The 12,804-nt window shown below is 68.8% G+C and carries 12 protein-coding genes; 8 read left to right on the top strand and 4 right to left on the bottom strand.

The annotated features are described in order from the left end of the window. The first annotated feature begins 8 nt into the window (after positions 1-8). The 6 genes from QMO76_RS19230 to QMO76_RS19205 all read left to right on the top strand — a co-directional run bounded on the left by QMO76_RS19230 (position 9) and on the right by QMO76_RS19205 (position 5,287). Positions 9-644, top strand: coding sequence for a hypothetical protein (locus tag QMO76_RS19230; RefSeq protein WP_306362707.1), 636 nt, complete (start codon positions 9-11; stop codon positions 642-644). Further along, positions 584-1,285 carry a TetR/AcrR family transcriptional regulator gene (locus tag QMO76_RS19225; protein WP_306362945.1) on the top strand — a complete coding sequence of 234 codons (702 nt, stop codon included), beginning with the start codon at positions 584-586 and terminating at the stop codon, positions 1,283-1,285. The genes QMO76_RS19230 and QMO76_RS19225 overlap by 61 nt, the downstream gene beginning before the upstream one ends. Then, a complete protein-coding gene (locus QMO76_RS19220) occupies positions 1,282-1,908 on the top strand; it encodes a TetR/AcrR family transcriptional regulator (RefSeq protein WP_306362706.1) in 627 nt (208 codons plus the stop codon). The genes QMO76_RS19225 and QMO76_RS19220 overlap by 4 nt, the downstream gene beginning before the upstream one ends. A 286-nt stretch (positions 1,909-2,194) precedes the next feature. Then, positions 2,195-3,193, top strand: coding sequence for a zinc-binding alcohol dehydrogenase family protein (locus tag QMO76_RS19215; RefSeq protein WP_306362944.1), 999 nt, complete (start codon positions 2,195-2,197; stop codon positions 3,191-3,193). Positions 3,194-3,355: 162 nt separating this feature from the next. Next, positions 3,356-4,261, top strand: coding sequence for an expansin EXLX1 family cellulose-binding protein (locus tag QMO76_RS19210; protein WP_306362705.1), 906 nt, complete (start codon positions 3,356-3,358; stop codon positions 4,259-4,261). 87 nt (positions 4,262-4,348) lie between these two features. After that, positions 4,349-5,287, top strand: coding sequence for an alpha/beta fold hydrolase (locus QMO76_RS19205; RefSeq protein ID WP_306362704.1), 939 nt, complete (start codon positions 4,349-4,351; stop codon positions 5,285-5,287). Positions 5,288-5,299: 12 nt separating this feature from the next. Here QMO76_RS19205 and QMO76_RS19200 read toward each other — a convergent pair whose 3' ends face one another. Then, complete coding sequence (locus tag QMO76_RS19200) at positions 5,300-6,703, bottom strand: wax ester/triacylglycerol synthase family O-acyltransferase (RefSeq protein WP_306362703.1); 1,404 nt, start codon at positions 6,701-6,703, stop codon at positions 5,300-5,302. A gap of 568 nt (positions 6,704-7,271) precedes the next feature. Here QMO76_RS19200 and QMO76_RS19195 point away from each other — a divergent pair. After that, positions 7,272-7,625, top strand: coding sequence for a cutinase family protein (locus QMO76_RS19195; protein WP_306362702.1), 354 nt, complete (start codon positions 7,272-7,274; stop codon positions 7,623-7,625). Positions 7,626-7,729: 104 nt separating this feature from the next. On the opposite strand, the gene QMO76_RS19190 is transcribed toward QMO76_RS19195, so the two are convergent. The 3 genes from QMO76_RS19190 to QMO76_RS19180 form a co-directional block, all read right to left on the bottom strand. Further along, positions 7,730-9,730: an SDR family oxidoreductase gene (locus QMO76_RS19190; protein WP_306362701.1), complete on the bottom strand. Its 2,001-nt coding sequence runs from the start codon at positions 9,728-9,730 to the stop codon at positions 7,730-7,732. Positions 9,731-10,141: 411 nt separating this feature from the next. Next, a complete protein-coding gene (locus QMO76_RS19185) occupies positions 10,142-11,005 on the bottom strand; it encodes an amidohydrolase (RefSeq protein ID WP_306362700.1) in 864 nt (287 codons plus the stop codon). 14 nt (positions 11,006-11,019) lie between these two features. Beyond that, positions 11,020-11,760: an SDR family NAD(P)-dependent oxidoreductase gene (locus QMO76_RS19180; protein ID WP_306362699.1), complete on the bottom strand. Its 741-nt coding sequence runs from the start codon at positions 11,758-11,760 to the stop codon at positions 11,020-11,022. Positions 11,761-12,119: 359 nt separating this feature from the next. Between QMO76_RS19180 and QMO76_RS19175 the strand changes: the two genes are divergently transcribed. Next, positions 12,120-12,804, top strand: a 685-nt coding sequence (locus QMO76_RS19175; RefSeq protein ID WP_372342019.1) for a hypothetical protein, incomplete at its 3' end; no start/stop codon positions are given.

Raw genomic sequence — 12,804 nt, 5'->3', positions numbered from 1 at the left:
GACCAACCGTGAGTGATATCGACAAGAACCCCGAACCGACGGTGCGGCTGGAGAAGACCGGCGCGGCCGCGCGCCGCGCCGAAACCCGGCCGGAGCCGCTGAAAGCCGTGCCCGCCGACGGTATCCAGCGTCTGCACTACCTGATCGGCGTGGCCGCCGCCGTCCTCGGCGTGCTGGCCGTCGCCTTCGGGGTGAGCTGGCAGAACGCCGCCGGGGACCTGACCGCCCTGCGTGACGACCAGGCCGACCGCGCCCGGGCGGCGGAGGTGGCCCGCGACTACACGCTGCGCTCGCTGACCTACGACTACCGCGATCTGCCCGCCTTCTTCGACGCGGTGCGGCGCGACGCCTCGTCGGGCCTGGCCCAGCGCTACGACGACGTCCACGACACCCTCGCCACCATCATGACCGAGGCGCAGGTGGTCGCCACCGGCAAGGTGCTCGGCACCTCGGTGGAGGCCACCGGCAACGACCAGTTCGTGGTCACCGTCTTCGCCACCCAGCGCACCCAGAACGTGCAGCAGCCCGAACCCGCCACCAAGCCGAATCTGCTCACTGTGACCGTCGCCAAGTACGACGACAGCTGGCAGGTCGTCGACTACGGTCCCAACGACGCCGCGGTCGAGGACGGGACCGCGAAATAGTTCCGCGCCGAGGCCGACCGCCGCAGTCGGGGCTTGCGCTGCGGCGGCGTCGGCAGATAGTCGAAGCCGCCTACGAGGTGTTCGCCGCCAGGGGATACGAGGCGACCACCGTGTCCGCGATCGCCGCGCAGGCCGGGGTCGCCCAGGGCACGGTGTACCGCTACTTCCACAGCAAACGCGAAATCCTGGACCACGTCCTCGATCTCGGAGTGGACAAACTCATGGAAGCGTGGCAGCCGCAGACCTTCATCGGGGTGGCGGGCAGCACCGACGAACTCATGGACGGGGTGCGGGCGGGCGCGGACCGGCTGCACGACCTCATCGAGCGGGAGCCGGAACTGCTGCGGCTGCTGCTGGTCGAAGCCAGCGCCATCGACCCCGAACTGGCCCGGCGACTGCTGGGATTGGAGGCGATGGTGGCCGCCTGGGTGGCCGGGGAACTACAGCGCGGCGTGGACGGGGGCTGGCTGCGCCCCGATATCGACGCGGACGTGCTCTCGCACACCATCGTCATGCTCATCCTGCCGGATGTGGTGCGGGAGCTGCTCGGCGCCGGAACGCCGCGCGTGCGCAAGCAGAGCACCGATATGGTGCTGATCGTGCTGGAGAAGGCGCTGCGGGTGCGGGGGGTGCACGGATGAGCGCGGACCGACCCGATCCCGCCCGCCGCCGCGCCGAACTGGTGAACGCGGCCTACACGCTGGTCACCAGCCGGGGCTACCGCGCCATCGGCGTGGACGACATCGCGACGCTGGCGGGTGTCAGCCACGGCACCTTCTACAACTACTTCGCCAACAAGCGCGACATCCTGGACGCGGTCATCGACCACTGCTTCGCCGTCATCCGGGAGCGTCTCATGGGCGACGAGCCGACGCCCGCCACCCTCGACGGGTTCCGCGCCCACTACGGCCGCATCGTCGACCGGTGCTACGACCTGGTGGCGGGCGAACCCGGCCTGGTGAATTTCCTGCTGCTGGAAGCGAGTTCGATCGACGACCGGGTACTCGACCGGATCATGCGCAATGCCCAGGACGACGGCGACGCCGCGGCGGGGGAGGTGGCGGACGGCATCGCCCGCGGTTACCTGGACGACCGGCTGGATACCCGCGTCGGCGGTGAGGTGCTGGTGTCGGTGCTCATGTCGGCGCTGCTGACCGCGGTGCACGGCGAGCGCCACGGCCTGACCCGCGACCGGGTGCGCACGCAGCTCATCGACTTCCTCGCCTCGGGGTTGGGAGCGGAGACCTCGGGGCTGGGAGCGTAGGCCGCGCAGCCGTGTCCCGGCGCGCGGCGGCGCTCAACTCGAATCGGCCGCGCGCAGCGCCTCCAGCAAATCGGTAGGGATAGGGACTCCGCGACCGTGGCGGTCGCGGGTTCGTGTTCGTCGGCTACGGGATACGGGGGAGCTACCCGGTGTGGGCGCGGTGAACCGGTGTGGACGCGGTGAACCGGAGTAGGGCGTCGCCGTCGGCAGGCGCACTAGGCTCGGCATACGGGCGGAGTCGACGTTCGGCGGCGGAAGGCGGTGCGGTATGGGCGGCGCGGAGCACATGGCCGCGTGGCGGGTCGAGCGGCCCGGTCCGATCGACGGTCGGCCGCTGCGGCTGGAACGCGACGTCGTACCCGATCCGGGGCCGGGGGAACTGCTGGTGCGGGTGCTGGCCTGCGGCGTGTGCCGGACCGATCTGCACGTGACCGAGGGTGATCTGCCGGTGCACCGCCCCCGGGTCGTTCCCGGTCACGAGGTGGTGGGCGAGGTGGTCGGCACCGGCGGCGGGACCGGTGCGTACGCGATCGGGGACCGGGTCGGCATCGCCTGGCTGCGCCATACCTGCGGTCGCTGCCGGTACTGCCTGCGCGGTGCGGAGAACCTCTGCCCGAACTCGCGCTACACCGGCTGGGACGCCGACGGCGGCTATGCCGAATACACGACGGTGCCGGCGGATTTCGCCCATCCGCTGCCGAAGGGATACAGCGATGGGGAACTCGCGCCGCTGCTGTGCGCGGGCATCATCGGCTACCGCGCGCTCGAGCGCGCCGCCCTGCCCGCGGGCGGTCGGCTGGGGATCTACGGTTTCGGCGGCAGCGCCCATCTCGCCGCCCAGGTGGCATTGGCGCGGGGCGCGGAAATCCATGTGATGACCCGGGATTCGGCGGCACGGGAGCTGGCCCTGGAGCTCGGTGCCGCCTCGGCGCAGGGCGCGGCCGACCCGCCGCCGGAAAAGCTGGACGCGGCAATCCTTTTCGCACCCGTGGGTGATCTGGTGCTTCCGGCCATGGCCGCGTTGGACCGGGGCGGCGTGCTCTCCATCGCCGGCATCCACCTGTCCGACGTCCCGGCGCTGAACTATCAGCGGCATCTGTTCCAGGAGCGGGAGATCCGTTCGGTTACCGCCAATACCCGTGCCGATGCCCGCGAATTCCTGGCATTCGCGGGCGAACACCGGCTCGAGGTGTCCGCACACCCCTATCCGCTCGATGCGGCCGACCGTGCGCTCGCCGATCTGGCACGCGGCCGCTTCGCCGGAGCGGCGGTCCTGGTCCCCTGACCGATCGGACGGGGGGACACGCCGTCGACACGCCGAGACTTCTCTTCCGAGTTTCCGATTCAAGTCATGTGTCAGCTGCGCTGATGCTTTCCTGAAAGTGTTCAGCATCATCGCAGCAAACATGATTCGCGGCAAACCTGATTCGGAGGTTGGGGAGCGGCCATGCACCGCACGGGACACGAAGAGGTCCGGAGCAGCAGACCCTGGCTGTGGACGGCGCTGGCGGGATTGACGGTGGTCGCGGGGGCCATGTGGATCGCGCGCCCGCAGCCCGCCGCCTGCCAGGCCACCACCACGTCGATCACCACCGTCAAAGTCGTACCGCCCATTGTGCAACCGAGTCCGATTGCACCCGAACAACTTCCGGTATTGGAGGAACGCCTGCCGGAGGAGTCGCGAGAGGCGCGCTTCTACCATTTCAGCCAGGGGGTGGCCTGCTCCTTCCCGGATCTGCCGCTCGACGGCTACTACATCGGGGTGCCAACGGGGGAGTACGACAGCTCCGCCGCGTGCGGCACCTACGTCGACATCGACGGTCCGCTCGGCAGCGTGCGCGCCCAGATCGTGGACCGCTGCCCGGGGTGTGCGCCACATCAGTACGACCTGAGCGCCGCTGCCTTCGAGCAGATCGCCGACCCGGCCGCCGGGGTCGCGCGGATTCGGATCAGCAAGGTGCGCAATCCGACTCCGCCGCCGACGCTGTCGTACCGGGTGCAGCAGGGAGTCTCGGCGGACTGGCTGGGGTTGCTGTTCGCCAATTCCGGCAACCCGCTGCGACAGGTGGCGCTGCGCCCGGAATCCGGTGGCGACTGGCGGCCGCTGCGGCGCGGATACGACAACTACTGGTCCGCCTCCGGCCTCGGCCCCGGCCCGTTCACCGCCATGGTGTCCGATATCTACGGTCACGATGTGCTGGTGCCCGGCATCGTCCTGGAACCGGCGCGGGTGCGCTATACCGATGTCGCGCTCTACGAACTGCCCGCGGCGCCGTTGCCGGACCCGCCGACGCCGATCCCGGTGACCACGCTGGTCACCACCGTGGTCCCGCCGACGCGGTCCTGCGACTAGGGATTCGTTCACCGGAGTATGGCATCATCCATGGTGAAACGTGTTCCAATTCTGCTCGCAGGGGAGCGGTACGCCGGGAGGCTTTCGATGACGAACCCCAAGCCGGAACTGTCCGAGCGCGATCCGATCCGGGATGCGGCGCAGCGCCCGCGATCTCGACGGCTGTCCTCGCGAATATCCAGGCTGACCGAGGTTCCCGCGGGCTCGATGGTGGAGCTGCCCGGGCGTGGACGCACCTATGTGGTGGACCTGCCCGGCCCCACCCCGGACGCGGCGACGGTGTTCCTCCTGCACGGCGCGGCCACCACCGCCATGCTGAACTGGTTCCCGTCGCTGCGGGAACTCAACGAGCGGTACCGGGTGGTGCTGTTCGACCAGCGCTGGCACGGGCACGGCATCCGGTCGGAGACGTTCGATCTCGACGAGGTCGCCGACGACGCCGTCGCCCTGGCCGACGTCCTCGCCGTGGACCGGCCGATCATGGCGGGCTACTCCATGGGCGGCATCACCGCGCAACTCGTCGCGCACCGGCATCCGGACCGGGTGGGCGGGCTGGTCCTGGCCGCCACCACCTACCGGTTCCAGGAGAAGTGGCGCGAGCGCGCCTTCCATCGGGCCATGGCGGCCTTCGCCACCAACTTCTCGGAATTGTCTTGGCGGCGAGCGCATCTCAAGGCAGGCCGCCTGCCGGAGCTGCCCGAGGCGACCTGGCCGGTGGGGCGGATGGACCGCTGGGCCATGGGACAGATGCGCAGTCTCAGCGGCTGGGCGCTGGCCCAGGTCATCGCCACACTGGGGCGTTTCGACTCCTCGCCGTGGCTGCCGTCGCTGAAGGTGCCGACCGCCGTGGTGATCACCACCCGCGACCGGGCGCTGCCGGTCTACCGGCAGTTGGAGATGGCGAAAATGATTCCGGGAGCGGAGATCTACCTCGCCCCCGCCGGGCACGCGGCCTGCGTTCTCGAGGCGGACGCCTTCGTCCCGGTATTCCTCGAGGCGCTGGAGTCGGTCGTCGAGCGGCGCTGAGGGCGCGGCGGCTCAGTGCCGTTCGCGGGCGGCCTTGAGCAGCTCGCGGATCACCTCGGGCACCAGATCGGCGAGATGCCGCACATCGGGGACGAGTTCGCGGCAGGCGATGAAGCCGAAGTCCATGGTGCCGTCGCAGGTGAGCACGGTGCTGGTGAGCCCGGCGCCGTGGAATACCGGCCCGAACGGGTACAGGGCGTCGATGCGCAGGCCCAGGAAGTACAGGGGGAAGCTGGGTCCGGGCACATTGGACACCACCAGGTTGTGCACGACCGGATGGTGCTCGGCGAGCTCGAGTGCGGAGTAGGCGCGGGCCGCGAGCTGAAAGATGTTGGGCGGGGCGTATTTCGCCCAGTCCTGGAGGAAGTCCGCGCCGATGAGGTTGTGCTCCTCCTTGGCGCTGCGGTTGTCCTCCGCGATGAGCAGCAGCCGTTCCACCGGATCGGGGACATCGGTGCGCAGGCGGGCGAAGAGGGTGGAGACCTTGTTGGTGCCCTCCGCGTGCCGCGAGGTCTCGTGCACCGACACCGGGACCGAGGCGATGAGCGTCGAATCCGGTAGCGCGCCGTGCGTTTCGAGGTAGCCGCGCAGTGCGCCGCCGACCACGGCGAGCACCACGTCGTTGACCTTCACCCCGAACGCGGCCTTGATCTCGCGGATGTCGGCGAAATCGGCGGCCACGAAGGACACCGCGCGGTGCGCGGTGATGGCCTTGTTGAAGGGCGTGCGGGGCGCGGTGAACGGCAGCGGCATGCCCGAGGACTTCTGGCGCCGCCGCCGCACCAGATCGCCCACGATGCCGACCGTCTTGGGCACCAGGCCCACCATGCCGAGCTTGCCCGGGAACCGCAGGGCGGCCTCGGCGGCCAGCAGCAGATCGTGGGGTTCGCGCTCCGGCGCGGGGAGTTCGGTCGGGTCCGGCTCGGGGTAGCGCACCCCGGGTTCCAGATCGCACAGGTGCGTCATCATGGTGGTGCCGGTGATGCCGTCGACGATGGCGTGGTGGTACTTGGCGATCGCCGCGATCCTGCCGTCCGGCAGGCCCTCCACCATCCACATCTCCCAGAGCGGTCGGCCGCGGTCCATGGGGCGTCCGGCGATCTCGGCGGTGAGGTCGGCCAGCGCCCGGTCGTCACCGGGTGCGGGTAGCTGGACGCGGTGCACGTGGTGGTCGAGGTCGAAGGTCGAATCCCACACCCACACCGGATGATCCAGATTCAGCGGCACGGTGTGCAGGCGTCGGCGCATGGCCGGGACGAGGTGCAGGCGACGGCCGAGTTCGGCCTTGTGCTCGTCGAAGTCGTAACCCGCGCCGTCCGCGGTCGGGTCGAGAATGAGCAGTGCGCACACGTGCAGCAGTTGGCTGTCGGTTTCGAGGTACAGGAAGCTGGCGTCGAGTCCGGTGAGTCTTTCCATATCGACACACTATGGAAACGCGTTCTACTTCGGGCCGGGTTCGGCGGGCCGGGGGACGGTCCTGCGATGCCGGTTCGTTGCTCGAAAATAGCCGGTGGATAACAGGATTCGGATGGCTACGGTTGGGTTCCGGCTGGGTATCCATACAGTGGAATACGTTGTCGTTCGCGGTCACCGTTTCTACCTTGGAGCTCATAGCCCGTTGAGTGTCACTTGTCACTGACAAGAGTCAACGGGCTTCTCACAACGGCGTGAGAAGGGTGAGGACTATGAGCGGCCGAAAGGTGTTGCTGCCTGGAAATTGGCGTATTGCTTGGCTGTTCGCCGCACTGCTGGTGCTGGTGAGCGTGTGCTACCCGCCGCAGGCCCCACGGGCGCACGCGAACTGGTGTGCCGACATCGATGTGGTGGTGGTGCGGGGCACGGGCGAACCCGGATGGTTGGGCGATGTGGTGGGCAATCCGCTCTACGATCAACTGCGACAACGGCTGCCCGTCGCGCTGAGCGCCTATCCGGTGGCCTATCCGGCCGACCACTCTTCAACCTGGGCGCGGGCACCGCGGATCTGGTGGGGCACTTGGCGTATCAGGCCGGAGTGTGCCCGGCGCAGCGCTTCATCCTGGTGGGCTACTCCCAGGGCGCGGCGGTCATCCATGCGGCGCTCGGCACCGGAAATGTGAGCTGGTATCCGGGGCGGGTGCAGCTGCCCGGCGATCTCGCCTGGCGGATCTCGTCGGTGCTGCTGTTCGGCGACCCGCTGCGGGCCGTCGGCGCGGGGGTGCCGGGCGAATACGCCTGGCGGACCGGAAACTGGTGTACCGGAGGAGATCCCATCTGCGGCGGCGGGACGAACGCGGCCTCGCACGTGTCCTACGGACACAGCTTCGTGGCGGCGGTCGACTTCGCGGCGGGACGGCTGTGAGCCGAGGCCGCACGAGACCGGGGAGGGGCACCCCTCGGGATCGGCCCCCGGTGGAGACCATGTCCACCGGGGGCCGAAGCGCGTGGGACCTCAGTCGGCGAGGATCACCAGTGCAGTCCGGGAATCACATTGGTGATGCGGGCGGCCGAGCCGGGTAGGCCCATGAGCGGCTGCACGACGGGCGCGAGCGCGAGCAGCGGGCTGCGGGCGGGCGCGGACTCGCCGCGCGGCTCGCTCACGCCCTCCTTGGCGGCCTTGGACTCCCCGAACATCCGGAAGCCCTGGTGCAGAATGGCCTTCTTCACCGACGGCATGACGGTGTCGACGAACTGCGCGAAGGTGCCGATCGGGGTGTCGATGCGGGCGGGCCGGTGCTCGAGCGCGCGCACCACGATGGCGGCGGCCTGCTCCGGGCTGTGCACCGGAATCGACTTGTACAGATCGGTGGGCGCGATCATGGCGGTCCGCACCAGCGGCATGCGCACCGAGGTGAAGGTGATCCCGGCGTCGGCGTTCTCCACCGCGGCGATCTCGCTGAAGTTGTCCAGCGCCGACTTCGACGCCACATAGGCGGCGAAGCGCGGCACCTTGGTCTGCACCGCGATGGAGGAGATGTTCACGAAGTGGCCGAAGCGGCGCTCCCGCATGGAGGGCAGCAGCGCCAGGATGAGCCGCACCGCGCCGAAGTAGTTCACCGCCATGGTCCGCTCGAAATCGTGCATGCGGTCGGTGGAGTTCACCACCGCGCGGCGGATGGAGCGGCCCGCGTTGTTCACCACGTAGTCGACGTGGTCGTGGTCGGCGAGCACCTGCTTCACCAGCAGCTCCACCGACTTCTCATCGGTGATGTCGCACGTGTACGCCTGCGCCGCACCGCTTTCCGCGCGTACCTGGGCGGCGGCCGCCTCCAGCTCCTCGGTGGTGCGGGCCACCATGAGCACGGTCGCGCCGCGGCGGGCGACCGCGTGCGCGGTCGCCAGGCCGATACCCGAGGAGGCGCCGGTGATCAGGACGATGCGGCCGTCGAGCGGGGTGCCCTCGGTGCGGCGGGCGCGGTCGGGATCGAGATTGGCGCGCCAGTAGTCCCACAGGGTCCGGGCGTAGGAGTCGAAGGACGGCACCTCCAGACCGCGCAGCTGGGCGCGGGTGGAATCGGCGACGAACTCCGATTCGAACGAGGTGTGCGGGGCGACCTCGGCCGGAATGCCGAGGCGCTCCAACAGGAAATCCCGCACCGCGGTGACGCCGGGGATGTGGCCGAGCGCGTCGAGGGCGCTGTGGCTGCCGGGCAGTGTGCCGATACCGGTGGGCGCTCCGGCGGCCTCGGCCAGTGCGGCATAGATGCCGGAGAAGGGCTGCGGCTCCGGGTTCACCAGGTGGAAGGTGCGTCCGGCCAGACCCGGCTTGCGGATGAGCTGGACCATGGCCTGCGCGACGTAGTCCACCGGGACGATATTGGTCGCGCCCAGATCGGGCAGCGGCAGCGGCAGGTCGGCGGGCAGTCCGGCCAGACTCGCGATGGCGGGGAAGAAGTAGTAGGGGCCGTCGATCTTGTCCATCTCGCCGGTGCGGGAATCGCCGACGATGATGGCCGGACGGTACACCCGCCAGCGCGCCCCGGATTCGCGCACCAACTTCTCGGCCGCGAACTTGGTGCGATGGTAGGGCGAGGTGAGATTCTGGCCGAGGTCGAAATCGTCCTCGAAGAACTTGCCGCGGTGATCGCCCGCCACGGCGACCGAGGACACGTGGTGCAGTACCGCGTCGAGCTCGATGGCCAGGTCGATGACCGCCCGCGTGCCGTTCACATTGGCGGCGTGGGCGGTGGCCTCGTCGGCGGTCATATCGTAGACCGCGCCCAGGTGGATGATGTGGTCGGCGCGGGGAGCCTCGTCGTCGAGGCCCAGTCCCGGCGCGGTCAGATCGCCGATGAGCGGGAAGACGCGGTCCTGCGCGCCCCAGTCCTCGGCCAGCTCGCGCAGCTTGGCGACCGACGCCTCGCGCACCAATGCGTGGATTACGGCCTCCGAGTCGCGGCTCAGCAGCTCGGCGAGCACCCGTCGCCCGAGAAAACCCGTTCCGCCCGTGACGATGTAGGAAACCATCGCCCCCTCCTTATCGATTCGAACCTGTTGGAAACCAACGGTGTTCGTCCGACATGCGGCGGTGGATGCGGACGTGAGTACGTTGAATCGGCCCCCTAGCAAAAGTCGGGCCGAGGTAGGAACACCTTCGTGCCTAACTGGTGAGTAACTTTACGGCGACCCCGGTTGACGCGGCAAGTCGCGCAGCTGTGGGAATGGTCACCTCGGGGCTTAATGAGTTGGTATGTGTAACAACAATTTTCGTGTAACCGTCAGGTGCACTTGGTTATCTGCTGGCAAATCGAAATGCGGGGAGACGCCACGCATATCCACGCCGTGGTCGATGCCGTCTGCCGGGACTCCCCGCATGTACGAACTGTCGGCGGGCGAATACCGCCGCACCGGCAGTCGACCGGTATCGGAGTTGGCGGCTCAGCCGAGCGCGTAGGTCGCCGCCGCGGTGCCGCCGTAGAACAGTTCGGCCTCCTGCTCGGTGGCGTCGGCGGCCACCGCCCGGTCCACGGCCGCCAGCAGTTCCCCGTACGATCCGGCCATCGCGTCGACCGGCATATTCGATCCGAAGATGAGCCGCTGCCAACCCCAGAGCTGAATACTCGTCTCCAACCAGTATTCGAGGGTCGGCCACCGGAAGTCCGGGCAGATCATGCCGAGACCGGACAGCTTGCACTGCCAACCGGTCTCCTTGGCCGCCAGCGACAGCGCGTTCTGCCAGGCGGTGCGGGCGGCCTGATCGGTTCCGGTGGGCAGGCCGAGATGTTCGAGCACCACCCGCAGCCGCGGGTAACCGACGAGGAAGTCGATCCAGTCGAGCATATCGCCGGGATGGGCGACCAGATCGAAGACGGCGTCGCGCTCCTGCAACCAGGAGGCGATGGTGTCGGCGGCCGGGGTATTGGGGGACAGGCCCCGGAATACGCGGATTCCGCGCAGCCGGGGACTGCGGGCCTGCTCATCGAGATGACGCAGCAGGTCCGGACCGTCGAGGGTGGGGTCGACCGCGCCCACGATGGCGATCGGCCGCCCGGCCGTCGCGGCCACCTCGTCGACCCAGCGTGTCTCGTCGAGGTAGGCGTGGCGGGCGGTGGTGGCGGAGACGTGCACCAGTCCGGTCACGGTCGTAGCGCCCGCCGCCCGGTCGTAGTCCGGCAGCAGGAAGTCGTCGGCCAGCGACGGTGTGCCGGTGTGCGCGGCGAAGTCGGCGAGCTGCGGATACCAGTCGTGGCGGCTGGGCTGCCACAGGTGCAGATGCGCATCGACGACGGATTGGGCGGGCATGGAACGCGACTCCTTCATGACATGGTGATGCCGCCGCTGACACTGATCAGCTGGCCGGTGATGTAACTGGCCTCGGGGCTCGCCAACCAGGCGATGAGGGTGGCGACTTCATCCGGTTGCCCCAGGCGCTTCATGGGGATGGCCTTCTCGATGGCGGCGAGATTGCCCCGATGCCGCCGCATGGTCTGCGACACCATCTGGCCTTCGATGGGACCGGGGCAGACCACGTTCACGGTGACCTGGTGCCGCGCCACCTCGCGGGCGAGCGATTTCGCGAAGCCGAAGAGACCGGATTTGGATGCGGCGTAGGCGGCTTCGCCCCCGGCTCCGGCGCGTGCGCCGTCGGAGGAGACGAAGACGACGCGGGCGGAATCGGTTTCGAGCAGGCCGGGGAGGAGGTGTTTGGTCAGCAGCATGGGGCCGCGCAGGTTGACCTGGAACATGGCGTCCCAGTGGTCGACCGAGCTGACCAGGAAAGGTTCCACGATGGCCAGGCCCGCGCAGTGGATGACGGCGGAGACGGTGCCCTGGACGGCCCAGGCGGTGCGGGCGATGCTGTCGGGGCTGGCCAGGTCCAGGTGGACGGCGGTGGCTTTGGGGCCGAGGTCTTCGGCGAGTTGTTTGGCGGCGGTGAGGTCGAGGTCGGCTATGACCACGTCCCAGTCGGCCGCTGTCAGGCGGTGGGCTACTGCGCGGCCGATATCTCCGGCGCCGCCGGTGATCAGGGCTCGGCTTTCGTCGAAGGGGTCGGCCATGGTGGGGGCTCGCTATCGCGGATGTTCCGGGGGGTGGGGCTGTGAGGGTGAGGGCTGGCTGTCGGGGATAGTCGGTGGATCGGGGTTGGGACTATCAATACAGCATTCGAGGCAATTCGACATGGGTTGCGGGGGTTGGGATCTGGTTGCGGCCTTGTCCATGTGTTGAGGTGTGGGGGTCGTGGCGGTTCGAGGGTGTTGCCGCAGAGCTTGAAAAGATGAGTGTGGTGGCGTTGGGTGCCTTACCTGGCTTTCGCTGACGCCGGGTTGGGTGCCGCGCGCGTCTACCCCAGCCCACGGACTGGCTGGGGTTACGTTCTCGAGACAACCGTTTTCGGGGCGGCGGTCTACTGGCGTAAGTGATCGCCTCGGACCGGACCCGGCCGCTGGGCACGATACGGGGGCGTCGTGCGATCGCGATGCGTACTGCCCGCACTATCGTCCACGCGGTCACGGTCGTGCCGGGGGTCGCCACGGTCGCCACAGCCACGATCATCGGCACGGCCGTGACGATCCGGGCCACGATGATCCGCATGCCCGTGATGATCCGCATGCCCGTGATGATCGGGGTGGCCGTGTCGATCCGGGCCGCGATGACCGGTGTATCCGTGGTGATCGGGGTGGGTGAGCCATTGGTCGGGGTGGTGATGCAGATTCACCCGAGCAGCCCGCGCCGGATCGATGCGGGTCGGCGGCAACCACACCACCCGACCGGGATACCGGCCACTACCGATACCGATACGCCTACCACCACCGAGCCCACCACCGATACCACTGGCACCGTCGCCGCCACCGCCATAGCCGCTTCCACCGCCCGTGCCATAGCCGCTTCCACCGCCGGTGCCGTAGCCGCTTCCGGTGGCATTGCCACGGTCGGGGGCATTGCCGCTGCCGGTGGCGTTGCCACTACCGAGTGCATTCGCGCTGCCGAGGGCATTGGCGGTGCTGGTGTCGCGTCCGAGGGTGGCCCACCCGGTCGGATCCTCGACATCCTCGGGGATCTGAGCATGACAGCGATCACAGACCAGGGTGAGGTTGTCGATG

Origin of the sequence: Nocardia sp. CC227C (assembly GCF_030767025.1) — a bacterium.
Classification (GTDB): Bacteria; Actinomycetota; Actinomycetes; order Mycobacteriales; family Mycobacteriaceae; genus Nocardia.
This window is presented reverse-complemented; position numbering and strand designations above follow the sequence as displayed.

What these genes read in the sequence shown, in the direction of transcription:
- QMO76_RS19205 (WP_306362704.1), top strand. Translation starts at nt 4,349, where the DNA reads ATGACGAACCCCAAGCCGGAACTGTCCGAGCGCGATCCGATCCGGGAT.
- QMO76_RS19200 (WP_306362703.1), bottom strand. Translation starts at nt 6,703, where the DNA reads ATGGAAAGACTCACCGGACTCGACGCCAGCTTCCTGTACCTCGAAACC.
- QMO76_RS19190 (WP_306362701.1), bottom strand. Translation starts at nt 9,730, where the DNA reads ATGGTTTCCTACATCGTCACGGGCGGAACGGGTTTTCTCGGGCGACGG.
- QMO76_RS19215 (WP_306362944.1), top strand. Translation starts at nt 2,195, where the DNA reads ATGGCCGCGTGGCGGGTCGAGCGGCCCGGTCCGATCGACGGTCGGCCG.
- QMO76_RS19180 (WP_306362699.1), bottom strand. Translation starts at nt 11,760, where the DNA reads ATGGCCGACCCCTTCGACGAAAGCCGAGCCCTGATCACCGGCGGCGCC.
- QMO76_RS19185 (WP_306362700.1), bottom strand. Translation starts at nt 11,005, where the DNA reads ATGCCCGCCCAATCCGTCGTCGATGCGCATCTGCACCTGTGGCAGCCC.
- QMO76_RS19210 (WP_306362705.1), top strand. Translation starts at nt 3,356, where the DNA reads ATGCACCGCACGGGACACGAAGAGGTCCGGAGCAGCAGACCCTGGCTG.
- QMO76_RS19220 (WP_306362706.1), top strand. Translation starts at nt 1,282, where the DNA reads ATGAGCGCGGACCGACCCGATCCCGCCCGCCGCCGCGCCGAACTGGTG.